The 22,977-nt window shown below is 55.8% G+C and carries 18 protein-coding genes; 9 read left to right on the top strand and 9 right to left on the bottom strand.

Going from position 1 to position 22,977, the window contains the following annotated elements; all coding sequences use genetic code 11:
- The first annotated feature begins 78 nt into the window (after positions 1-78).
- On the top strand, positions 79-822 hold the full coding sequence (locus tag ABRP31_RS00555) for an SDR family oxidoreductase (RefSeq protein ID WP_349971031.1): 744 nt from the start codon (positions 79-81) through the stop codon (positions 820-822).
- 174 nt (positions 823-996) lie between these two features.
- Here ABRP31_RS00555 and betT read toward each other — a convergent pair whose 3' ends face one another.
- The 9 genes from betT to epsC all read right to left on the bottom strand — a co-directional run bounded on the left by betT (position 997) and on the right by epsC (position 13,519).
- On the bottom strand, positions 997-2,952 hold the full coding sequence (betT, locus tag ABRP31_RS00550) for a choline transporter BetT (protein WP_238599585.1): 1,956 nt from the start codon (positions 2,950-2,952) through the stop codon (positions 997-999).
- A gap of 292 nt (positions 2,953-3,244) precedes the next feature.
- A complete protein-coding gene (locus ABRP31_RS00545) occupies positions 3,245-3,565 on the bottom strand; it encodes a hypothetical protein (protein ID WP_349971030.1) in 321 nt (106 codons plus the stop codon).
- Between the two features lie 45 nt (positions 3,566-3,610).
- Complete coding sequence (locus ABRP31_RS00540) at positions 3,611-4,345, bottom strand: hypothetical protein (protein WP_349971029.1); 735 nt, start codon at positions 4,343-4,345, stop codon at positions 3,611-3,613.
- Between the two features lie 135 nt (positions 4,346-4,480).
- On the bottom strand, positions 4,481-5,161 hold the full coding sequence (locus tag ABRP31_RS00535) for a hypothetical protein (protein WP_349971028.1): 681 nt from the start codon (positions 5,159-5,161) through the stop codon (positions 4,481-4,483).
- A gap of 87 nt (positions 5,162-5,248) precedes the next feature.
- Complete coding sequence (locus tag ABRP31_RS00530) at positions 5,249-5,983, bottom strand: hypothetical protein (RefSeq protein ID WP_349971027.1); 735 nt, start codon at positions 5,981-5,983, stop codon at positions 5,249-5,251.
- A gap of 151 nt (positions 5,984-6,134) precedes the next feature.
- Positions 6,135-9,455 carry a toxin VasX gene (locus tag ABRP31_RS00525; RefSeq protein ID WP_349971119.1) on the bottom strand — a complete coding sequence of 1,107 codons (3,321 nt, stop codon included), beginning with the start codon at positions 9,453-9,455 and terminating at the stop codon, positions 6,135-6,137.
- A gap of 52 nt (positions 9,456-9,507) precedes the next feature.
- Positions 9,508-10,383 (bottom strand): DUF4123 domain-containing protein, encoded by an 876-nt coding sequence (locus ABRP31_RS00520; protein ID WP_349971026.1) that lies wholly within the window; start codon positions 10,381-10,383, stop codon positions 9,508-9,510.
- The gene (gene tssI, locus ABRP31_RS00515; protein WP_349971025.1) at positions 10,380-12,434 is read right to left on the bottom strand and encodes a type VI secretion system tip protein TssI/VgrG; all 2,055 of its coding nucleotides are present in this window, start codon (positions 12,432-12,434) and stop codon (positions 10,380-10,382) included. Before tssI ends, ABRP31_RS00520 begins: the two co-directional genes overlap by 4 nt.
- A 131-nt stretch (positions 12,435-12,565) precedes the next feature.
- Positions 12,566-13,519: a serine O-acetyltransferase EpsC gene (gene epsC, locus ABRP31_RS00510; RefSeq protein WP_349971024.1), complete on the bottom strand. Its 954-nt coding sequence runs from the start codon at positions 13,517-13,519 to the stop codon at positions 12,566-12,568.
- A gap of 195 nt (positions 13,520-13,714) precedes the next feature.
- Between epsC and ABRP31_RS00505 the strand changes: the two genes are divergently transcribed.
- From ABRP31_RS00505 to ABRP31_RS00470, 8 genes are all read left to right on the top strand, one after another.
- Positions 13,715-14,710, top strand: a complete 996-nt coding sequence (locus tag ABRP31_RS00505; RefSeq protein WP_349971023.1) for a D-cysteine desulfhydrase — start codon at positions 13,715-13,717, stop codon at positions 14,708-14,710.
- A 454-nt stretch (positions 14,711-15,164) separates the two neighbouring features.
- Complete coding sequence (tcyJ, locus tag ABRP31_RS00500) at positions 15,165-15,962, top strand: cystine ABC transporter substrate-binding protein (RefSeq protein WP_349971022.1); 798 nt, start codon at positions 15,165-15,167, stop codon at positions 15,960-15,962.
- A complete protein-coding gene (gene tcyL, locus ABRP31_RS00495; protein WP_087268386.1) occupies positions 15,959-16,627 on the top strand; it encodes a cystine ABC transporter permease in 669 nt (222 codons plus the stop codon). Before tcyJ ends, tcyL begins: the two co-directional genes overlap by 4 nt.
- Before the next feature lie 3 nt (positions 16,628-16,630).
- Positions 16,631-17,374: an L-cystine ABC transporter ATP-binding protein TcyN gene (gene tcyN / locus ABRP31_RS00490; RefSeq protein ID WP_087268384.1), complete on the top strand. Its 744-nt coding sequence runs from the start codon at positions 16,631-16,633 to the stop codon at positions 17,372-17,374.
- A 579-nt stretch (positions 17,375-17,953) separates the two neighbouring features.
- Positions 17,954-18,688 carry a hypothetical protein gene (locus tag ABRP31_RS00485; protein ID WP_349971021.1) on the top strand — a complete coding sequence of 245 codons (735 nt, stop codon included), beginning with the start codon at positions 17,954-17,956 and terminating at the stop codon, positions 18,686-18,688.
- A 430-nt stretch (positions 18,689-19,118) separates the two neighbouring features.
- Complete coding sequence (locus ABRP31_RS00480; protein ID WP_349971020.1) at positions 19,119-20,366, top strand: SfnB family sulfur acquisition oxidoreductase; 1,248 nt, start codon at positions 19,119-19,121, stop codon at positions 20,364-20,366.
- A gap of 24 nt (positions 20,367-20,390) precedes the next feature.
- Entirely contained in the window at positions 20,391-21,596 is a 1,206-nt protein-coding gene (locus tag ABRP31_RS00475; RefSeq protein WP_349971018.1) for an SfnB family sulfur acquisition oxidoreductase, read from the top strand.
- Positions 21,596-22,954 carry an LLM class flavin-dependent oxidoreductase gene (locus ABRP31_RS00470; protein ID WP_349971017.1) on the top strand — a complete coding sequence of 453 codons (1,359 nt, stop codon included), beginning with the start codon at positions 21,596-21,598 and terminating at the stop codon, positions 22,952-22,954. The genes ABRP31_RS00475 and ABRP31_RS00470 overlap by 1 nt, the downstream gene beginning before the upstream one ends.
- Positions 22,955-22,977 lie beyond the last annotated feature (23 nt).

The following is a 22,977-nucleotide window of genomic DNA, read 5'->3' as shown; positions in this document are numbered from 1 at the left end:
CATCAATGCCAATCCATGCCTGTTTATAACTGCGTTCAGCATGTAAAAGTATCGGCACATTCAGAATGGAGGTGGATCATGACTCAGAGCAATCCTCGCAAAGTCGCCATCGTGACCGGAGCATCTCGCGGCATTGGCGCAGAGATCGCTAAACGTTTGTCAGCCGATGGCTTTGCAGTTGTCGTCAACTATGCCAACAGCACCCACGAAGCTGATTCACTGGTGGCTGAGCTGGTCGCCGCTGGCGGTCGTGCCATAGCGGTCAAGGCCAACGTGGCCGACACAAACGAAGTGCGCAGCATGTTTGACGTGACTGAGCAAAAACTGGGCAAGGTCGACGTACTGGTCAACAACGCCGGGATCATGAAAACCATGCCCATTGCGGACACCAGCGATGAACTGTTCGAACAGACGTTCGCTAGCAATACGCGGGGCACCTTCAACACCCTGCGCGAAGCCAGCGCACGAATGAACGACGGCGGACGGATCATCAACTTCTCCAGCTCGGCGTTGGCGCTAAACATTCCAGGCTACGCGATCTACAACGCAACCAAGGCAGCCGTTGAATCGTTCACCCATGTGTTTGCCAAGGAGCTGCGCGGTCGTGACATCACCGTCAACGCGGTAGCACCCGGCCCCGTCGCCACCGAACTGTTCTTGAATGGCAAAACTGAAGAGCAGATCAAGAACTTCGCAAACATGCCGCCGCTGCAGCGCCTGGGTCAGCCAGAAGACATCGCCAATGTCGTGTCCTTTCTGGCCGGACCGGAATCAGGCTGGGTCAACGGGCAGATCCTGCGCGCCAACGGCGGGTTGGCGTAGATCGATGCGAACCGAGAGTCATCCTTGACTCAAATCCCTGTGGGAGCCGAGCTTGCTCGCGATACTGTCGACCCGGTCACTCAGAGGCACCGTGTCATCGTTCATCGCGAGCAAGCTCGGCTCCCACAGAATCTAAGCAAACCTGCAGGACCTAGGTGAGATGGTCTCACTGACCTAGCGCACCAAATGCAGGAACTGCATATGGCGCTCGTACTGGTCGAGGATGTCGTTGATGACCTGCTCTTTGGTGTAACCCACCAGGTCGTAATCCTGACTGCCTTCGCTCAGATGTACTTCGGCGCGGTAATAGCGACGATTGTTCAACTGCTTGGAGCCCATTCCGCCACGCGCAAACGACGGCGTGAAGAAGCCTTTCATCATCACCTGATAAATGAACGGACGTTCTTCGCCATGGCCGATTTCCAGACTGACGCTGTCGTTGGCCGGATCCGGCTGACTGACTACGTTCAGGCCTTTCTCGGCAAACACCGCCGTGACGTCTTCGATAGCCGGGCGCACGGTTTGGTCGAGGAAGCGATACACCTCGTCTCGCGACGGATAATGCACGGCCTGGCTCAAGCGCTGACGCCAGCCGCCACGTCGCGCACCCGACACCGGGGCCAACGAGTACAGCTGCGCGATCTGTCGCTGGGACTCCATGAAGAATGCTTTATGCAGACCCCACATCATCAACAGCAGAATCAGCGAGAACGGCAACGACGTGAGCACCACCGCAGACTTCAGCGCATCGATACTACCGGAGAACAGCAAGCCACTGGTCACCAGCGCAGTCGCCACACCCCAGAACACCCGCAGCCACTTGGGACCGTCTTCATCAGCGTTACCGCCTTTGGCCGACAGCGTCGAAAGCACCACCGTGCCCGAGTCTGCCGAGGTGACGAAGAACACAAAGCTGATGAACACCGTCACCGCAATAACGGTTTTGCTCCATGGATAGGTTTCCAGCAGCAAATAAAGCGTGCGTGACGGATCATCAATGGCCGATTGACCCAGCGCGACCATGCCGTGATTAAGCACCTGATCGATGGCGCTGTTACCGAAAATAGACATCCACGCCAAGGTGAAGCCCAACGGAATCAGCAGTACACCGAACACGAACTCACGAATGGTCCGGCCACGGGAAATACGCGCAATGAACAGGCCTACAAATGGCGACCAGGCAATCCACCACGCCCAGTAAAACACCGTCCAGCCGCCCAGCCATTCGCTCGGCTTGTCGTAGGCATACACATCAAAACTCTTGGTAGTGATCGCCCCAAGGTAATCACCGATGTTCTGCACCAACGTGTTCAGCAGATGCTGCGTCGGGCCAGCAAACAACACAAACAGCAGCAGCGCACAGGCCAGCAGCATGTTGATGTCCGACATGACGCGCACGCCCTTGTCGACACCCGCCACAGCCACCAGAATCGCCGCGCCCATCATCAGCGTGATCAGCCCGACCTGAATCCATTGGGTATGGGGAATATCAAACAGGTAATCGAGCCCGGAATTGAGGTGCAAGACCCCAAAGCCCATGTCGGCACCGAGACCGAAGATAGTCGCGATGATGCCGAAGCCATCCACCGCATAACCGATAGGACCATTGATACGTTTGCCGATCAGCGGGTACAGCGCGGAGCGCAACGCCAACGGCAGGTTATGGCGATACGCGAAGTACGCCAGCGCCATACCAACAAACGCAAACACGCCCCAGCCATGCAGGCCCCAGTGCAGAAACAGCAACTGCATCGCCTGACGCGCCGCCTCAGTCGTGCCCGCCTCGCCTTGCGGCGGCTGCAGCATGTGAGTCAGTGGTTCCGAGACGCAGAAGAAGAACAGCGTGATACTGATCCCGGCAGCGAACAGCATCCCCGCCCAGGACAGATAACTGAATTCGGGTTCGTCGTGGTCGGCACCGAGCTTGATCTTGCCGTAACCAGACAAGGCGGTGACCACCACGAAGACCAGATAAATCGTCATCGCCAGCATGTAATACCAGCCGACCGTATTGGCCGCCCAGTTCTGCGCCGCCAGCAACCACTGGCCAGCCGTCTCAGGGAAGGAAATGACCAACACACCGAACAGCAAAATAACCGTTGCCGCGAAATAAAACACCGGCGGATTCATGCGAACCATACCGCTGGATTGGCTAGCAGGTGCACTCATGAGCCATGCACCTCAAGGTCGTAGGCAAAGACAGCAACAAACGGATTCAGCAAGGGTAAGCCTCCTGTTATGAGCGGGCAGCGAACCACCGGTTTTAGTTGAACAAGCGTTCAATTAAAACATGGAAGCCCCGCAGAGACTAATCGCGAGGCCGATGGATGCTGGCTCAAGGGAGGTTATGACGCCCGGTTCACGGGAATCGTTCCGTGCTGGGACCGCTTGTCGGGTTGGGGATTTCGACGTGTCTCAGGGGTTACCACTTCCACTCAGCTTCACGAAATTCAGCGTGTGGAATTACGGTCTTCAGGAAGGCAACGAAGTCATCGATTCTGGCTTTTTCGAGGTGGACTTCGAAGCCCGCCAGGGGATCGGCATGAAAGCTGGGAACGACTATTTTCCGCTTGCAATCGATGAAGACGAGGTCATAGCGCGCCCAGTCAGTGGCGTGATGCTCGACGGGGTTTTCCCAGTTGAGCAGCTTAACTGCCGCAGCGATGGAAATTCCCGCCGGGCCTGCTGCGATCCAAATCAGGCTTGGGTCTATTGAGAACATAGAAAGGAAACTTACTACCACGCCCTCCTCCCTTTTATTGACTTCCGAAACACGTGAAATAATGGGCTAATACCCAGCATCACCCTCTTCAAAGTCTACTATGGAAGGGGCGTATTGTTTGCAAGCATCAATAAACTCATCAAACCGCTGCCTAGGCAAAAAAACTTTGAAATACATGTAGTTTTGCTCAAAAGGAATATTAGGGTTGTATCTTCGCTGAAGAACCACGAGATTTCTCTTTCGATCCGCCACTATCAGCTGCACTCTATCCCACTCAAAACTGCCGCTATCAATCTCATTCTCCCAGGCCAGCAGCTTCAACGCAGCCGGGATGGTAACAGCGCCGACGCCGACCAGAGCAAAAATCATCATTGGCATGATTGAGATTATGGCCAGCACGGTGACTAAAGCAAAAATGGCAATGCCTTTGAATATCCAACCCGCGCATTTTGGAAAGTACAGCCAGTAGTCGACTTCCCCGCCTTTCTCAGAAATGCGGTAAGAGTAAAAGGTTTTTTGTCGGGCGATTGTAACCCATAAGAAAAAAACCAGTGCCATGCCAAACAAGGCCGTATCAGTGAATAGATGCTTAGTATTTTCGTTCTGATGAAAAAAAGCGCCATAGAGATAACACATTAATGGAAACGAGCCAATCGCAATCGTGGGTACGTCCACATATACCGTCGGATGCGCATGGGCCTTAATATCCCAACGCATAAAGATAGAGCTCACTTCCTTCTCCAGAGGTACATCTGCCTCGATGGAAGTTTCCTGTACCTGTGCATTCTGTGTCAAACTCATTACTACTACTCTATGTAAAAACACATCAGTATCCGAACTGAATTCATCACCGTGCTTGCGAAGGGGCGATGACCTACGCATATGAGCGATGCCCAGAGACCGCCCCGAACTGGGGCATTCAAGGTAGCTCAGGGGTTACCACTTCCATTCAGCTTCGCGGAATTCAGCGTGTGGAATTACGGTCTTCAAGAAGGCAACAAAGTCATCGATTCTGGCTTTTTCGAGGTGGATTTCGAAGCCTGCCAGGGGATCGGCATGAAAGCTGGGGACGACCATTTTCCGCTTGCGATCGATGAAGACGAGGTCATAGCGCGCCCAGTCAGTGGCATGATGCTCGATGGGGTTTTCCCAGTTGAGAAGCTTTATTGCCGCAGCGATGGAAATACCCGCTGGCCCCGCAGCGATCCAAATTAGGCTTGGGTCTATTGAGATCATGGAGAGGATGGCTATGAGGGCGAAGATGGCGAGGCCTTTGAAAAAGCGTCCTGCGTATTTTGGATAATATAGCTGGCAGGTCACATCTCCCCCAAACTTATCCACATGATATTCAAATACTGTCTTTTGCCTTACGCCCAGAACCCAGAGATATAAGTAAATGACAACCGAAATCACTCCCCCACCAATAAGAGTTCCCTTCGTCTCAACGCTAACATCTCCTTGCCATCCAAAAGCAAATAAAGTTATCGGAAGCACAAACAGCACACCCATTCCGATATCTGCAGGAAGAGTAGGTCGTGCATGCGCTCTTATCTTCCAGACCAGAGGAGCTTTGCGAACACTAGGCTTGCTCTTAACCCTTTTTTTCAATTTCGACATATAGCTATCCAAAATCGATACTTAGACAAGAAATTCACGACTAGGCTTCCCCCTTCCATTGACCTCCAAAATATGCGGACCAACAGACTAATATCCAGCGTCCCCCTCTTCAAAATCCACAGTGGAAGGTACATGTTTTTTGCAAGTTTCAACAAACTCATCAAACTGCTGCTTGGGCAAAAAAACTTTGAAATACAGGTAGTTTTGCTCAAACGGAATATCGGGATGGTATCTTCGCTGAAGAACCACGAGACTTCTCTTTCGATCCGCCACTATCAACTGCACTCTACCCCACTCAAAACTGCCGCTATCAATCTCATTCTCCCAGGCCAGCAGCTTCAACGCAGCCGGAATGGTAATAGCGCCGACGCCGACCAAAGCAAAAATCATCATTGGCATAATTGAGACAATGACCAGTACGGTGACCAAGGCAAAAATGGCAATGCCTTTGAATATCCAACCCGCGCATTTTGGAAAGTACAGCCAGTAGTCGACTTCCCCGCCTTTCTCAGAAATGCGATAAGAATAGAAGGTCTTTTGTCGAGCGATTACAATCCATATGAAAAAAACCAGCGCCATGCCAAACGCACCTGAATTTATAAATGAGTGCCTTGTATTTTCGTTCTCATGAAAAAAAATACCGTAGAGAAAAAACAAAAAAGGAAATGCGCCAAGCGCAATCATGGGTATGTCCCCATATAACGTAGGATGTGCATGGGCCTTTATCTCCCAGCGCATGAAAATCGAGCTGGCTTCCGTCTCCAGAGGTACATCTGCGCCGATGGAGGCTTCACGTACTTGTGCATTCTCTTTCGCGCTCATTTACTTAACTACTCTCATGTAAGAAAAACTTTAGCATTCGAACTAAACACCCCCAAGTGGGGCAGGCCTGACCAGTCAGCAAACCTTGTGAAAGACAGGGAGCTTTCCGCGAGCAAGTTTTTTGCTCGCTCCTATTACGCACTCGTAATCACTACAGCGGAACGGGTAGCTGCAAAGCGTCCGCGCGACTGCCTAATGACTCAACCGTCAGTGAGTTTTTACTTGAACCCACCACTCGACTCTCGCTGCCATCAGTATCCCCCTCTGGAGTCAGTTCAATCTGATAGCGATAACCTTGGTCGCCTTCTCGAATGGTCAAAATGTGTTCCGGATACCAAACTTGCAGTTCCAGATATTTCGCGCCTTCAGTCAGCGGAACCCAGGTTTGCCAGATAACGTCTTCGTCTGCTGGAGGCGAAATGGTTTGCAGCGGCTCGTTGAAGTGGGTCTGAGTTTTGAGCGGAGAGACTCTTCGCCACTGAGCAACAGCCTCAACTGTGCCGTAGCCACTGAAGCAGTCCTTCAGGCTGTCGCCAACTTTCTCTACCGGAAAGCCAGGAAGCGGTCGGCCGGTTGCAGTCAAATTCACATGCGCCAACTCGCCTCGAATGGTGCCGGGCAATCGCAGTTGCACCCAGGCGCCATTTTGGGTCTCAGTCGGTAGGTAACCAATGTCCGGAAAGTAATGTTGGCTGGCATGGAATGTGGGCTTTATGAAAATAGCCGGAGCCAGTTGAATTTCGAGAAATGTTTGATTCTCCTCATTTTGATCTTTAAAACGTTCATCCGGGTAGCGGGGCCAGCGGCACTTGTGCAGCCAATGGCCGACTACATCACGCTTCAAATAGTTGAGAGCCAGAGTTGATAAAAGGTACACCACCCCAATCACTGCTGCGAAACCAATGAACCAAGGGTTCATGACCAAGGCAGCTAGTGCTCCATAACCCATTAGTGCTGCAATGCCAGCTGACAATTGAGCCCCACCCACCACTGCAAATCCAAGGACTGAGATCTTCTTTATATCCATTACATCTTTATCCAACGCTGAGTCCGTATTCAGGTAATCATCATCGATATCCCACCACTCCAAAGACGCAGCTACCACAGCAAACCCGCCTAAACCAACCAACCTCGCACCAAATCCTTTTATTAATTTCCCCCAGTCGGATTTACCCGCTCGAGTCCACTGAACTGCAGACTGCTGGGTAATTTTGATGGGTTTCGAGTCGCTACCAGAAACCGCCAAATCTTTCATTGCCCCCCAACCAGTCTCGACAAACACTGCCATCAACGCATTCCCGGTATAGGCCGCAGCTGACGCCACCTTCGCCCAATCCTTCTTATTCAACTCACCATCCCGGCTAGCGGTCTCGTAAGTAACGAAGGTGTTAAGCAGGTTGATGGCGGCGATACCCCAGGTGATGGCGCCAGCGTTAAGGCCGTGTTCGGCGCTCCAGGCTTTGGCCTGTTTGCTCCATGTCTGGGTGAGCTGGCCGTGTTTGGCGAAGAAATTAGAGATCCTGGTCTGCATGACTTGACCGTAGCGCTTGCTGCGATAGTCAAACAGCAACGGCTCGTTGAGCCTGTGCTGCGTCAATTGGCGCTGGATGTCTTGCATGACCGAAGCTATGGCGCGGCGATCGTATTGTTGGGGCTGGTAGAGCCAGCGGTATTGAGCCGTTTTGTAGAGATCGCGACCTTTTTTCAGTTCGGCGTTCCAAGCGGCGTGGCGTTTAGCGAAGTCCTCGTCGATCTGCAGTTTCTCGGGGTGGTTGAGAAGCACATGGCCCATGAGCAGATTGCGTAGCAACAATGCGGCGTTGTCGTTAACGGCACCTTTAGCCAAACGACTGTCGACCGGAAAGAATGCTAGCTGGATGTTTTCCAAGGTCGCCTTGCCAGCACCTTTTGCCAGATCAACCAAGGCATTCAGGGTCATTTGCGCCGGTTCGCTCAGCGCCTTGATCCAAGGTTTTTCTGCCAAGGCATCGTGGGTGAGGAATCCGTTCAGTTCCCCTGCCCGCCCTACTAATGCCGTGACATCGGAAATCCCCTGCATCACGCGATTGGCTTCATCGGTTAGGGCATCTTTGATTACATGGGAGAAGCCGAAACGAGCAAAGCCAAACAGGGTTTTGCTGTTCTCTTCTTCCTCTTGCAGCCAGCGAGAGAAACCGAGGTCCTGACTCAGGTTGCGAAGCAGGTCGGAAACAACGTCCAGCAGGCACAGCAGCGAGGTGGAGTGGGTGGTGTCGATGAACAGTCGAACCGGATCGGTTCCGATGTAGCCAACTAATGCCTTGATGTCATTCTGAGTTTCAGTGACTTGCGCACGCAGGGTCTTCAGTCGCGCGTTCTGGGTGTCGGAGTATTCCCGCGCTGCTTCCAGATCGACCTCGCGACGCCACTTGCTGCGGTCCTGCCAGCTTTGGCGCAGGTCGGGATTCGGCAAACTGCCGTAATTAGCCTTGAGCTCATCGCCCAAGGCGGCAGAGGGCAATTCAATGAGCCCTAAAACCTGACCGTCAGCACTTTGTTTGAGGTCATCCTCCACCTGAAGCTGCTCGAAGTACGCTTCGATATCCCGAATGTACTGCCGGGTTTTCGCTTCATCTTTGAGTACCGCAGCAGGCAGTAACGACTTGTCACCCGCTGCACCGCATAGCTTTTCTACGACGCCCGCGATATTCAGTGCGTGTTCGTGCTCCAGCTGAAATTCATGAAGCGCCGCTTGATCCGTTGCGAGCTGCATGCCGAGGTCTTCGAGCATCGCTAACGGATCGTCCAGCGCGATCAGTACCGAACTAAATTTGTCCTCGACGCTACCGGTCCAGAGCACATCGGCCGCGAGGGCAACAGATGGATATTTGCCTTCTTCGTCCGCCACAGGAGGATGGGCAGAATCAGCAAAACGGCCGTCATGGTTGATGGGATGGGGATCCACGTCTGCCACTACCCGCTTGCTCAGGCGGGTTAACGGCAGCGCATGCCAGGCGGTCATCTGTCGGCAGTAGTCGCGTAAGTCCAGCTCCCGCAGCCATGAGGAACGCTTCACGCTGCTGGCACTCATCATCTGGCACATGCGCCAGGTCCATTGATACGGCGAAAACGCCATGCGCAACTTGTGAGTTCGGGGATAAAGCAGGTGGCTGCGGCTTTCTCCTGACGCAGACCGGGTATCTTGCTCCGTACCGCTCCAGACAATCCGCGTCAGGCTCGCGTCATGCGCCTGAAAGCGGTACTCGTGCAGCACCTCATCGGTTTCGTCGTAGACATACACAAAACCATCGCGCAGCTGTCGCAAGGTGTAGCTGCGGCTTTGCAGTTTGGGAGGGCATTTCCATTTGCCCTCGGCACTCAGCGGCGTGAGCCGACCGGGATCGACGTCATAGCGCGAGCGATCCAGCGCATAGCGCATGGGCACAATGGCGATATCCGGACCTTTGAACGGGCAAACTCCCGGATTAGCCATGGGCCGATTAGAGAATCGAGCGTTGCGACACTGCTGAGGGTTACCGTTTTTATCAGCCATGAGCGTTATCCTTTTGCGCATAGCGGTGCGCGTCGAAAGCTTTGATTCGTGCTTCGGGAGACAGGCGAGCGTGTGCCGGATCGTGGGTTAGCCAGCTTTGGTAATGGCCATGCGGGCGAGTGGCGAAGTCCTGGCCATCGTCGGCACATGTCTCGATCCAGATAACCAGCCCTCGCTCGCTGACAAGGCCCCATTCCAGGCCTGCTGTCAGGCTGGAGTCCAACCAATCAGTGATCTGCGGACTGCTCATGTCGAGAAAGAACGAAGGGTTTCGCTCACGGACCCACGCGTGAACACGCCCAAGAAACCGCCAGTGTTGGGTTTGCTCAAGCGCGAGTATCTGGTCGGGTCCGAGCAGTACGCAGCGGTTGTCCCAAGGCAACCCGGTATTGGATCCGCTGAATATCTGCAATGAAGGCTGCGAACGTGGCTCCCAGGTCTGTTTTGGCTTGGCTACCCACCAATGCTGGATGGGGCCCAGATGCAGGTTTTCCGATTCAGAAAAACTCGACAGCCAAAAATGCGCCACCAGCGGATCGGCGAAGCGCAGTAAACCGCTGCCACCGTTACAGTCAGGCGGGCTGATAAGCCGTCGAAGGTGGCTGGCGACTTCCTGAATTGAGGCCTCGCTAAACATCAGCGTTGAGTCTGCCAGAAGCGCCTCATCATCGAACCAGTCCGACAGGAGCGTGCTGCCCGGTAAAGGCTTGACCAGAATCGGCCCAAGGTCGTAAAGGTCTTTCCAGCGAGTTCCCAAATACAGCGGATCGATTTCAAACATTTCATGACGCTGATAAAGGCTGGCCAGTGCGCCAGGCCTTAACGCGCCGTCGATCAATAAATAATTAGCCTGGGAGGGGGCGGTCATGACTGGCCTCCCTGCGCCAGTTCTTCCGCTTTGGCGGCTTCGCAGGCCTCACAACGGGCGGGAAGAATTTCGAACTCATCACGGATGGGTTGAACCGAGACGTCCATTACCGGCGTGGAAGAACCGCCCGGAACCGCTACTCGTTTTTCGAGAGGTACGGGCGGGACCGGAACGGCAGGCATCCCCGGCAAAGGAACTCCACCCAGCAAAATCGGTACGCTGGTAAAAATCCCCGCCGGAGTAATCGATATCCAGTGGCCGCCCGCTTTGATAGTGGTGCTGAGCGTGGCGTCGACAATCATGTTTTGCCCGGCCGACAGGTGGATTTCCTGCGCGGCGCTGACCAGATGATTCGCAGCACTGATGTGCTGGTTGCCCACTACCGTCAACGAATCATCGGCCAGCACCTGGGTTTTACGTGCCCCGTGCGTGAGGTGGTGTTCTTCGTCGTGCGATTCGTGGCTGGACAAGCCGGTGACCTTGACCTTGCGCTGGTTATCCACCTGAATCGACTGATCGTTGAGGACGTGCTCGGACCAGTTGCGTTGAGCACGGATGGAAATGGACTCGGCGCCTTTGCGGTCTTCGATGCGCAGCTCGTTGAAGCCTGCGCCCCCAGGGCTGCTTTGGGTCTTGAGCACGGTCTGGGTATTCTGCGCGGGCAGGTTCAGCGGTGCTCGCGTACCGGCATTGGGCAGGCAAGCCAGTACGTAAGGCTGGTCCGGATCGGCTTCGAAGTAACCGACGATCACTTCCATACCGACTCGCGGAATCATCGCCGTACCGTATTGCTCTTGCGCCCAGCCGGTGGCCACCCGCAGCCAGCAGCTGGAATGCTCGTTGCGACTACCCTCGCGGTCCCAAAAGAACTTGACCTTGGTCCGGCCGTATTCGTCGCAGTAAATCTCTTCTCCCTGCGGGCCGGTGACCACCGCGTGCTGGCTGCCTAGAACCCGTGGCTTGCGGTGCCTGAGCGGTGGACGAAACGGCACCTTGCCGGGGATGGCCTCAAAACGGTTGCGATAGCCTTGGGTAAATGCTCCCTGCTCAGACGAGCGAGGCATGGACTCTTCAAGCACCTGTGGTTGTTTACCCTCATGAAAAACCGAGGTTAATAACCACTGCTGACTCCACTGCGGATTGGGATGCGTCAGTTCAAACAAGTGACCGCTGACCAGCGCGCTCTGATCGCTGTTGCCACTGGCCAGTTGAACGTCGCTGCGGTTTCGTTCCAGTGCCTTTCGCGCCTGCCGTGTGCCGACGCTGAGGTCGGTGAACGGCGCTGGATAGTGGTAATCCTCCAGCTCACTACGACCTTCGACGCCCGCGCTGCTGAGCAGGTCCACCTTGGGCAATTGAAAGTGATAGTTCTGCTGGCTGGCCTTGCCTGAACGTGTTGCGAGACGAACGTTGAATTTGTTGATGACCGAAGCTTCTGCGACCAACCCGCTGCTCTGCACGTATGAGACCGCAGGTTTGAGCACCGGCAATTGAATCGGATCGTCAGCAAACACCAGCAGATGCGCGCTCGGGCTGTGCTGAAAATGAAAGTGGATGCCCTCTTCTTCACATAGCCTGCGCACGAAATGCAGATCGGTTTCCTGATACTGGGTGCAGTAGTCGCGAGGCTTGAAGGATTCGCGCAACCTGAAAGCAAACGCATTACTGAAGATGGCGTGATCCTTGAGGACCAACGCGATGATGTCCGGGACCGTCTTGCCCTGAAAAATCCGATGATTGCGGCGGTATTCCAGACGCTTGAGGCTGGGCACCAACTGGATGTAATAGTGGGTGAAGCGCTTGCCCGAATCACCCTGGGCAATTTCGCCAATCTGTCCGTGAAAACCATTACCTTCAGCGTCAATTTTCAGAAACGCCAGGCGGTGCAGCAGCTCTCCCAGTTTGAGATTGGCCCGCTCGCTGACCAACTCGATGCGTACGCTGAACGGACGACTGATGGACTCTTTGGCCGTGAAGGCCAGCACTCGTAAGTCATGCTCAAGCCCGTCGATTTCCAGCGTGAACGAGGCGCGATTGGCGGGGTTGAACATGGGCGAGTCCTTGGCCTGGGTAAAAGGCGGGACTTTGCACTAACGCACAGCAACAAGAAGTCGGATGCTGCTAGCAGCATCCGTAGGATTTATCCCTATTGAAAGCCGACAGGACAATTAAAGGCCGACATCTACTTCTGACTCCCATCATCCTGCTGCAACAAATTAGCCTGCGTCAGGTTGCAACCCGCTGGCACGCTGCGCGTCAGCCAGACGTTGCCGCCAATGGTCGAACCTTTGCCAATCGTTATGCGGCCCAGAATCGTTGCGCCAGCGTAGATCACGACGTCGTCTTCGACGATGGGGTGGCGGGCGTGGCCTTTTTGCAGTTGGCCGTCTTCGTCTGCCGGGAAGCGTTTGGCGCCCAGGGTGACGGCCTGGTAGATGCGCACTCGCTCGCCGATGATGGCGGTTTCACCGATGACGACGCCTGTGCCGTGGTCGATAAAAAAGCTTGGGCCGATCTGCGCGCCGGGATGGATGTCGATGCCGGTAGCGGAATGGGCGATTTCCGAGCTGATCCGCGCCAGCAGCGGTAAGCCTGCACGGTACAGGTGGTGGGCGATACGGTGGTGGATGACGGCTAGAATTCCGGGATAGCACAGCAGCACTTCGTCAACGCTGCGGGCCGCCGGGTCGCCGTGATAAGCGGCCAGCACGTCAGTGTCGAGCAGCGTGCGCATCTGCGGCAAGGCGCGGGCAAAGCCCTGAATCAGGTCCAGTGCCTGCTTATCCAGCGCACGAACGTCCTCGGAGCGTTGATGTGCCACGTAGCGCAGCTCCAGCCGAGCCTGCGCCAGCAGCGCATTGAGTGCGACGTCGAGGGTATGACCGACATAAAAGTCTTCACTTTCTTCGCGCAGATCTACCGGCCCCAGACGCATGGGGAACAGCGCGCCGCAGAGCGCTTCAAGAATGTCGCGCATGGCAGCTCTGGAGGGCAGCTCTCGGCCGCCGTGCTCACCACTGACCCGTTTGTTACGTGCCCGCCAATCATCACGCGCGGTACGCAGCTCACTGACGATCTGCTGCAACTGCCAGTGACTGGATCGGCCTTCGGCGGATGCCTCTGGGATATCACTCACGCTGACTTCTCCTCGGTTCGGGGTACGGCCTTATCGCGCTGGCCGCTGATGCGGCCACTCTACGGCAAACATTTCAGGCTAAAAAATAACAATTTAAGTAGGTGTTCTCCTCTGAGGGCATAAGCAGTGAGAAGTTGCCCTGTAGGAAGCGTCTGCTTATAGTCCTGCGACTCTTTACACGGCTTACCTATCCTCATGATCAAACAACAGCTCGCTCAATTTAATCGCCTGGACTTGATCGGTGCCCCCACTGCACTGGAAAAACTGGAGCGCCTGTCGGTCTGGGCGGGCCGCGACATCTATATCAAGCGCGATGACACCACGACGCTGGCCTTGGGTGGCAATAAGGTTCGCAAGCTGGAATACCTCGCCGCCGATGCGCTGGCGCAGGGCGCTGACACACTGATTACAGCGGGCGCGATTCAGTCCAACCATGTGCGTCAGACCGCTGCCCTGGCCGCCCGTCTGGGCCTGAGCTGTGTGGCGCTACTGGAAAACCCGATCGCCACCGAAGACAGCAACTACCTGCACAACGGCAATCGTCTGCTGCTGGACCTGTTCGACGCCAAGGTCGAGATGGTGGAAAACCTCGACAACGCCGACGAGCAGTTGCACGCATTGGCCGCGCGTCTGCGTGCCAGCGGCAAAAAACCTTACTTGGTGCCGATTGGCGGCTCCAGCCCGGTGGGCGCACTGGGTTATGTGCGGGCAGGCCTTGAGCTGGCCGAACAGATCAAACAGACCGGGCTGGATTTCGCGGCTGTCGTGCTGGCTTCCGGTAGCGCCGGTACGCATAGCGGGCTGGCCCTTGCCTTGGCTGAGGCCTTGCCGCAGTTGCCCGTGATTGGCGTAACCGTGTCGCGCCCTGAAGAAACTCAACGCCCGAAAGTGCAAAGCCTGGCCGAACGCACCGCCGAGTTGTTAGGCGTAGCACTGCCTGATGCTTTTAACGTGGAACTGTGGGATGAGTATTTCGGCCCGCGCTATGGCGAACCGAATGCGGGCACTTTGTCTGCGATAAAACTAGTAGCCAGTCACGAAGGTCTGTTGCTGGACCCGGTCTACACCGGTAAAGCCATGGCCGGATTGCTGGATGGAATTGGCCGTGGTCGCTTTGATGACGGCCCGCTGATTTTTCTGCACACCGGTGGTGCACCCGCACTGTTTGCTTATCCGGGTGTGTTTGCTTGAGCTGTTTTTAGCGGGCGGGAGTCTATGCCCTGCAAGAGGATAGTGCTGCGTTTCTGACACGGAGCTATACCTCAGCCAAAAGGGCTCTGTAGGAGCGTGCTTGCCCGCGATTGGACTTCGGAGCCGCATACTTTGTCGTCAGTGTGAATGCTTTCGCGGGCAAGCGCGCTCCTACAGGAAATCGCCCCAGCTCCGGTCCATATGTATCGTGTGAATTAGCTGGTGAATGTCAGATCGCGCCGAAGCTGTAGGTATTTCCGGAAAAAGAGGCGCCATATTCTATAAGCGAATATAAATCAGGTTTTTAGTTATTTTGAGCCATAACCAGCTGCTCTTATGATCGCCGCCAGCACGGATCAAAGCGTTGAAAAAGCTGGATAAACATTCGCTGCCAACGTAGCGTTCGTCAGGTCCGATTCTTGCCTGAAACCAAACAACTTAAATGGGGCTAGTCATGATTATTTCTGCCATTCGGCGCACCGTTCTTCTTTCCACTCTGGGCCTGGTGCTCGGTTCCAGTTTGATGGGCCAGGCAATTGCAGGCGAACAACTGGATCAAATCAAAAAAGCCGGCACGATCAAGGTCGGGCTTGAAGGCACTTATCCTCCTTTCAGCTTCGTGGATGAGAACGGCAAACTGACCGGTTTCGAAGTCGAGTTCTCCGAAGCGCTGGCCAAAGAGCTGGGCGTGAAGGTGCAACTGCAAGCCACTCCATGGGCAGGCATCCTCGCGGCGCTGGAGTCCAAGCGTCTGGACGTGGTGGTCAACCAGGTCACGATCTCCGAAGAGCGCAAGAAGAAGTATGACTTCTCCGAGCCGTACACCATCTCCGGTATTCAGGCGCTGGTGCAGAAGAAAGACGCAGCCAAGTTCAAAACCGCAGCAGACCTCAAAGGCGCCAAAGTGGGTGTAGGTCTGGGTACTAACTACGAGCAATGGCTCAAAGAAAACGTACCGGACGCCGTCGTCAAAACCTACGACGATGATCCAACCAAATACCAGGACCTGCGTGTCGGCCGCATCGACGCCATTCTGGTTGACCGTCTGGCTGCACTGGAGCTGATCGCCAAAACCAAGGACAGCCTTGCAGTTTCCGGCGAACCGTTCTCCCGTCAGGAATCCGGTATTGCCATTCGCAAAGGTGAGCCTGAACTGGTTGCGGCCATCAACAAGGCCATCGACAAACTGCGCGCTGACGGCACCCTCGCCAAGCTGTCGCAGAAGTACTTCAAGGCTGACGTGACCAAATGATTGAAGAGGGTCTAAAGCTTGCGCTGGACTCCGCGCCCTTTCTGATAAAGGGCGCGTACTACACGGTCTTCCTGAGCCTGGGCGGTATGTTCTTCGGCCTGCTGCTGGGCTTCGGGCTGGCGCTCATGCGCCTGTCACCGCTGATGCTGCTGCGCGGTATCGCCCGGGTTTACGTGTCGTTCTTTCGTGGCACGCCGCTGCTGGTTCAACTGTTCATGATCTATTACGGCCTGCCGGAACTAGGCATTGAGCTGGAACCGCTGACCGCTGCGCTGATCGGTTTCTCGCTGAACATGGGTGCGTATGCCTGTGAAATCCTGCGCGCCGCTATCGCGTCCGTGGATCGCGGCCAATGGGAGGCCGGTGCAAGTATCGGCATGACCCGCGCGCAAATCATGCGCCGGGCCATTCTGCCTCAAGCCGCGCGCACTGCATTGCCGCCACTGGGCAACAGCTTTATCTCGCTGGTCAAAGACACCGCGCTGGCGGCCACTATTCAGGTGCCGGAACTGTTCCGTCAGGCACAACTGATCACCGCCCGCACCTTCGAAATTTTCACCATGTACCTGGCGGCCGCCTTGATCTACTGGATCCTGGCCACGGCGCTTTCGTACCTGCAGAACCGTCTGGAAGAGAGAGTCAACCGCCATGATGTGGAGTCCTGAAGCATGATCGTGGTTGAAAAACTGACCAAGGAGTTCAAGGGTCAGCAAGTGCTCAAAGGCATCGACCTGAAGGTTGAGGCCGGCGAGGTCGTAGCGATCATCGGTCCTAGCGGTTCGGGTAAAACCACCCTGCTGCGCTGCCTGAATTTCCTGGAAGAGCCCACCAGCGGCAAGATCATCGTGGGCAACATTGAAATCGACGGCAACCGTCCGCTGAGCAAGCAGCAAGGCCTGATCCGAGAGCTTCGTCAGCACGTGGGTTTTGTGTTCCAGAACTTCAATCTGTTCCCGCACCGCACCGCGCTGGAGAACGTCATTGAAGGCCCGGTCGTGGTCAAGAAGATGCCGCGTGAAAAAGCCTCCGAACTGGGTCGGCAACTGCTGGCCAAAGTGGGTCTGGCAGGCAAGGAAGACGCCTACCCACGGCGCTTGTCGGGCGGTCAGCAGCAACGCGTGGCTATCGCCCGTGCCTTGGCCATGGAGCCGGAAGTGATTCTGTTCGACGAACCCACTTCTGCTCTGGATCCTGAGTTGGTGGGCGAAGTGCTAACGGCTATTCGCGCCTTGGCTGAAGAAAACCGCACCATGGTCATCGTCACCCACGAAATGAACTTCGCCCGAGACGTAGCCAACCGCGTGGTATTCATTGATAAGGGCGTAATCGTCGAGCAGGGCGACGCGAAAGAGCTGTTCGCCAACCCTCGTGAAGAAAGAACGCGGCAATTTCTGGAGCGCAGCCGCTCCTGATCCTACAAGGTACTTTCCGGAAACTGGCGCCTTCTGGCGCTGTTTCCGCTCGCCTTACATTTGTACATCAATCAATTGATCAATCTAGCCGTTGATCGCTGCCTAAAGCCCCCGCAAAAAACATCTAAAAAACTGAACGCAAAGCCTGTCTCGATTGCCATCCATTACAGGGCAAGGCGAGTCTGTGAGTATTTGAGTTCTTACCAGCTTTGTCAGCTAGCAGGTTTTCTTGCGCAATAAACATAACCCGATATTTCAACAAGTAGGACGGACCAAGTCGTTACGGTCAACAGTTCGATCATTTCATGTAGGAATAATCTTATTTACTCAAACAACTAACATTCAATCCATTAGCGCCTTGACAGATATGCGCAAACGACATTAGCTCAAGAACAACAGAAAACCTCATCACCTTCGGACAGTTACAAGCGGAATTTACCGACACTTTGTAATGCTTCCCATAAACCGAATCTATACGTTAACTATCCACAGGCTGAACTCGAGGTGCTTATCAATGATGTCACTTACAACTTTGTTACAACTATCAATGACCAACTCAATTATGACGGGCATTCAGACATGACTCACACACTTGGCAAAACCAGCGGTCAAAAACTGTTCCCACCGTATGTCCCGCAGGCTCACAGACATGGCGTAGGCATCCGTGCCGCGGCCCACCTGCTGGTCAACATTGATCCCTATCCGGACATGGACGCAGGCGATCTGATCGAATTATTTTGGGGCGGCAGCTACGTCGCATCGAAATTACTTGATGAGTCCGACGTCGGTTACACCATGGTCCTACGGGTACCGGAGAGTTTCCTGCAAAGCGGCACGATCAAGACCTACTACCGGCTCATGAAGGTCGGCGGAGCGCCCATTACCTCACCTTGCCGTAGGCTGAGGGTGAAGCTGGACATGCCCGGCGGGCTGTTGATCAACGACAGCGACGAAGAGAACCAGGGGCTCGCACCGGTTTCACTGCCCGATACCGTGATCCGCAACGGCCTGATCACCAGCGACGTCAAGAAAGGCCTGCCACTGTCCATCGAGCCTTACCTGAACATGGCGCCTTGCGACGAAATCACCCTGCGCTGGGGCGATGTGCGCATGGATCTGGAACCGCTGGAGGCCGACGACGTCGGTAAACCCGTCACGCTGATCGTACCTGCCACTTTGATTCTGGAAGCTGGCGATGAACCGCAACTGGAGGTGACCTATTGCGTTATTGATCGAGTTGGCAACAATTCTCGATGGGCTCCGCCACGGGCAATTAACGTCAGCACCCTGGATATTCACCAAGGGTATGAGTGAACAGTTTTTAATTCACGCCGATATGCGAAGGCATCAAAACTTCGTATATCGGCTTACGTATCAGAAACCGAGAACTGACTCACAGCCAGGCCACCCCCAAGAATAATCCTACAAACATTTACATATTTACCTACGCCTCCCGGCATAACCTATACAAACAACTGACTAGGCTTCCCTGAACAAGCTATTGCCATTCAGGACACTCCTCATGAAAGTAAGCAAGCCCGTCAAACTATGCATTCTTATTGTTCTGCTCGGCTCCTGCCTGACCTACGCTCAGACCGCATGAGCAGCCGTGATTTAGCCTTCTATGCTTATTCCAAAAAATTCGTATATTTAATTTTTTAGTCGCCTTAGGGTATATGCACCGGACCACCGGACATCGTGTTTTTTCTTCGCCTTCTCTGGACGGCGTTTTTGCGAGGTTTGAATGGTCGTTTCAACGTCTCACACCACCCTGATTGATAACGACGCGGATATCGCGCCGCCTTTGCATCCTGCGCGGATATTACAAAATGACGCCCAGGCAATCGAAGCCGCCCACGCATTGGCTGCACAAGCCCGCCTGCAGGCTGCAGAGCGTGATGCTCAACGCTTGCTCCCTTGGCAGCAGATCGAAGCGTTCACCCGAAGTGGCTTGGGCAGTATTTCCATTCCGCGCGCGTATGGCGGGCCTCAAGTATCGTTCGTCACCATCGCTGAAGTATTCAAGATCATCTCTGCCGCTGACCCGGCGCTGGGCCAGATCCCGCAAAACCAGTTCGGCATCATCCACTTGTTGCTGGGCAGCGCCAACGAGCAGCAGAAAAAGGTGTTGCTCAAGAGCGTGCTCGACGGCTGGCGGATCGGCAATGCCGGACCTGAACGCGGCACTAAAAACACTCTGGAGCTCAAGGCTCGCATCACCCATCACAAAGGGCGTCTGGTCATCAACGGCCAGAAGTTCTACTCCACGGGCGCATTGTTCGCACACTGGGTCGCAGTCAAGGCGCTGAACGATCAAGGCCAGCAGATCATGGCCTTTGTGCCACGGGGTAGCGCGGGCCTGCGAATCGTCGACGACTGGTCGGGATTCGGCCAGCGCACCACCGCGAGCGGAACCGTACTGCTCGACAACGTGCCGGTTGACGCCGAACAGGTGGTCGAAAACTGGCGTCTGTCGCTGACACCCAATATTCAGGGCGCAGTCTCTCAACTGATCCAGGCGGCCATCGACGCAGGCATCGCCCGTGGCGCCATCGACGACACCATCTCGTTCGTGCGTGAGCGTTCCCGGCCTTGGGTCGACGCTCAGGTCGAGCGCGCCGGTGATGACCTCTACGTGATCGCCGACATCGGCAAACTCAAACTGGAACTGCACGCGGCTGAAGCGCTGTTGCGCGAAGCGGCCAGAGTCCTTGATGAAGTCAACGCCAGCCCCATCGACGAATACGCCGCTGCACGCGCCTCGATAGCCGTTGCCCGCGCCAAGGTGCTGACCACTGAAGTGTCACTGCTAGCCAGCGAAAAACTGTTCGAGCTGGCTGGTAGCCGCGCCACCCTGGCCGAGTTCAACCTCGACCGACACTGGCGCAACGCCCGCGTTCACACCCTCCATGACCCTGTGCGCTGGAAATACCACGCCGTCGGCGCGTGGCACCTCAACGGCACCCTGCCCGCCCGCCATTCGTGGATTTAAACCAGACCACTGGAGTACAACGTTATGAGTTTGCAATCCCCACTGCGGGAACGGGCTGCCCTGATCGAAAACGATGAACAGGCCCTGCACATTGCCCAGGAACTCGCCGCTCACTTCAAACGTGAAAGCGCGGTGCGTGATCAGGAGCGTCGGCTACCCCATGCCGAACTGGATCTGTTCAGCGCCTCGGGCCTTTGGGGCATCAGCGTGCCCAAGGCATTTGGCGGCGCAGGCGTGTCGAATGTCACCCTGGCGAAAGTCATCCGCCTGATCGCCGAGGCGGATGGGTCGTTGGGGCAAATTCCTCAGAACCATTTCTATGCACTTGAAGTACTGCGCGTTAACGGCAGCCCGCAACAGCAGCAGCGTCTGTATGCCGAAGCATTGGCAGGTTTGCGCTTCGGTAATGCGCTGGCCGAACTGGGTACCAAGACAGCCCACGATCGCACCACCCGCCTGAGTCGCGACGGCGACGGCTATCGCATCAACGGCCGCAAGTTTTACTCGACTGGCGCACTGTATGCCCAGCGTATTCCGACTTCGGTCATCGACGAAAACGGCGTTCAGCAACTGGCTTTCGTGCCCGCTGACAGTGAGGGCCTGACCGTCATCGACGACTGGAGCGGCTTCGGCCAGCGCACCACCGGCAGCGGCTCGGTGGTCTTTGAAAACGTCTACGTGGACGCTCGCGACGTCGTGGCATTCCAAAGCGCATTCGAGCGCCCGACCACCGTCGGGCCATTGGCACAAATCCTCCATGCAGCCATCGACACCGGCATCGCCCGCGCTGCTTTCGAAGACGCTCTGCACTTCGTTCGTACGCGCACCCGCCCTTGGATCGACTCCGGCATCGAAAAGGCCGTGGACGATCCGCTGACCCTGAGCAGCTTCGGCAAATTGAGCATTCGTCTGTATGCCGCCGAAGCGCTGCTGGACCGGGCCGGGCAGTATCTGAATATCGCCCAGGCAGACACTAACGCCGAGACCGTGGCCGCCGCATCAATTGCCGTCGCCGAAGCCCGCGCCATCAGCACTGAAATCTCACTCGCGGCGGGGAGCACGCTGTTCGAACTCGCTGGTAGTCAGGCGACTCTGGCCGAGCATGACCTTGACCGGCACTGGCGCAACGCCCGCGTCCACACGCTGCACGACCCGGTACGCTGGAAGTATCACGCCATCGGCAATTACTACCTCAATGACAAAAATCCTCCACTGCGGGGGACGATTTGATGGCGAAGAAAAAGATCCTGCTCAATGCCTTCAACATGAACTGCATTGGCCACATCAACCATGGTTTGTGGACCCATCCACGGGACACCTCGACCCAATACAACACACTCGAATACTGGACCGAACTGGCACAGCTGCTGGAGCGGGGCCTGTTCGATGGCTTGTTCATCGCCGATATCGTCGGCGTGTATGACGTTTATCAAAACTCGGTGGACGTGACGCTCAAAGAGTCCATTCAGTTGCCGGTCAATGATCCGCTGCTGCTGGTCTCCGCCATGGCCGCCGTTACCAAAAACCTCGGCTTCGGTCTGACCGCCAACCTCACGTACGAAGCACCGTATTTGTTTGCCCGGCGCATGTCGACGCTGGATCACCTGAGTCGTGGCCGGGTGGGCTGGAACATCGTCACCGGCTACCTGGACAGCGCTGCGCGGGCCATGGGCCTGACTGAGCAAGTCGAACATGACCGCCGCTACGATCAGGCGGACGAATACCTGCAAGTGCTCTACAAACTCTGGGAAGGCAGTTGGGAAGACGACGCGGTCATCAATGATCGCGAGCAGCGGGTTTACGCCCAGCCGGACAAGGTTCACAAAGTCAGGCACACAGGCGAGTTCTATCAGGTTGAGGGATATCACCTGTGTGAACCCTCCGCTCAACGTACCCCGGTGCTGTTCCAGGCCGGCAGCTCGGATCGCGGTCTGCAGTTCGCCGGGCAACATGCCGAATGCGTATTTATCAGCGGCCAGAACAAAGCCGCGACCCGGGAGCAGGTCGACAAGGTGCGCGCCAGTGCCGTCGCGGCAGGGCGCAACCCGCAAGACATCAAAGTATTCATGGGCCTGAACGTGATCGTCGGCAAAACCGAAGCCGAAGCGCAGGCCAAGCTTGCGGAGTATCGCGAGTTCGCCAGCGCCGAAGCCGGTGTTGCGCACTTCGCCGCCTCGACCGGCATCGATTTCTCCCAGTACGAGCTGGATGAACCGATCCAGTACGTGAAGAGCAACGCCATTCAATCGGCGACCAAGAACCTCAAGAACAACGACTGGACCCGGCAAAAACTGCTCGACCAGCACGCCTTGGGCGGGCGCTACATCACCTTGGTGGGTTCACCTGAACAGGTCGCCGACGAGCTGGAATCGTGGATCGCCGAAACCGGTCTGGACGGCTTCAACCTGACCCGCATCGTCACCCCGGAAAGCTACGTGGACTTCATTGACCTGGTGATCCCCGAGCTGCAACGCCGAGGCTCCTACAAAACCGCTTACGACAGCGGCAGTCTGCGCGAGAAGCTTTTTCCAGAGGGCGGCGCGCGGTTGCCAGAGCAGCATGTCGGAGCGAGCTACAGATCCCGCTGATGGCGTAGATCCTGTGGGAGCGG

Source organism: Pseudomonas caspiana, assembly GCF_040224095.2.
In the GTDB taxonomy this organism is placed as follows: Bacteria; Pseudomonadota; Gammaproteobacteria; order Pseudomonadales; family Pseudomonadaceae; genus Aquipseudomonas; species Aquipseudomonas caspiana.
Note: the sequence above shows the minus strand (reverse complement) of the source record. Positions and strands in the feature narration are given on the sequence as shown.

What these genes read in the sequence shown, in the direction of transcription:
- ABRP31_RS00555 (WP_349971031.1), top strand. Translation starts at nt 79, where the DNA reads ATGACTCAGAGCAATCCTCGCAAAGTCGCCATCGTGACCGGAGCATCT.
- betT (WP_238599585.1), bottom strand. Translation starts at nt 2,952, where the DNA reads ATGAATCCGCCGGTGTTTTATTTCGCGGCAACGGTTATTTTGCTGTTC.
- ABRP31_RS00540 (WP_349971029.1), bottom strand. Translation starts at nt 4,345, where the DNA reads ATGAGTTTGACACAGAATGCACAGGTACAGGAAACTTCCATCGAGGCA.
- ABRP31_RS00535 (WP_349971028.1), bottom strand. Translation starts at nt 5,161, where the DNA reads ATGTCGAAATTGAAAAAAAGGGTTAAGAGCAAGCCTAGTGTTCGCAAA.
- ABRP31_RS00530 (WP_349971027.1), bottom strand. Translation starts at nt 5,983, where the DNA reads ATGAGCGCGAAAGAGAATGCACAAGTACGTGAAGCCTCCATCGGCGCA.
- ABRP31_RS00525 (WP_349971119.1), bottom strand. Translation starts at nt 9,455, where the DNA reads ATGGCTAATCCGGGAGTTTGCCCGTTCAAAGGTCCGGATATCGCCATT.
- ABRP31_RS00520 (WP_349971026.1), bottom strand. Translation starts at nt 10,383, where the DNA reads ATGACCGCCCCCTCCCAGGCTAATTATTTATTGATCGACGGCGCGTTA.
- tssI (WP_349971025.1), bottom strand. Translation starts at nt 12,434, where the DNA reads ATGTTCAACCCCGCCAATCGCGCCTCGTTCACGCTGGAAATCGACGGG.
- ABRP31_RS00505 (WP_349971023.1), top strand. Translation starts at nt 13,715, where the DNA reads ATGATCAAACAACAGCTCGCTCAATTTAATCGCCTGGACTTGATCGGT.
- tcyJ (WP_349971022.1), top strand. Translation starts at nt 15,165, where the DNA reads ATGATTATTTCTGCCATTCGGCGCACCGTTCTTCTTTCCACTCTGGGC.
- tcyL (WP_087268386.1), top strand. Translation starts at nt 15,959, where the DNA reads ATGATTGAAGAGGGTCTAAAGCTTGCGCTGGACTCCGCGCCCTTTCTG.
- tcyN (WP_087268384.1), top strand. Translation starts at nt 16,631, where the DNA reads ATGATCGTGGTTGAAAAACTGACCAAGGAGTTCAAGGGTCAGCAAGTG.
- ABRP31_RS00485 (WP_349971021.1), top strand. Translation starts at nt 17,954, where the DNA reads ATGACTCACACACTTGGCAAAACCAGCGGTCAAAAACTGTTCCCACCG.
- ABRP31_RS00480 (WP_349971020.1), top strand. Translation starts at nt 19,119, where the DNA reads ATGGTCGTTTCAACGTCTCACACCACCCTGATTGATAACGACGCGGAT.
- ABRP31_RS00475 (WP_349971018.1), top strand. Translation starts at nt 20,391, where the DNA reads ATGAGTTTGCAATCCCCACTGCGGGAACGGGCTGCCCTGATCGAAAAC.
- ABRP31_RS00470 (WP_349971017.1), top strand. Translation starts at nt 21,596, where the DNA reads ATGGCGAAGAAAAAGATCCTGCTCAATGCCTTCAACATGAACTGCATT.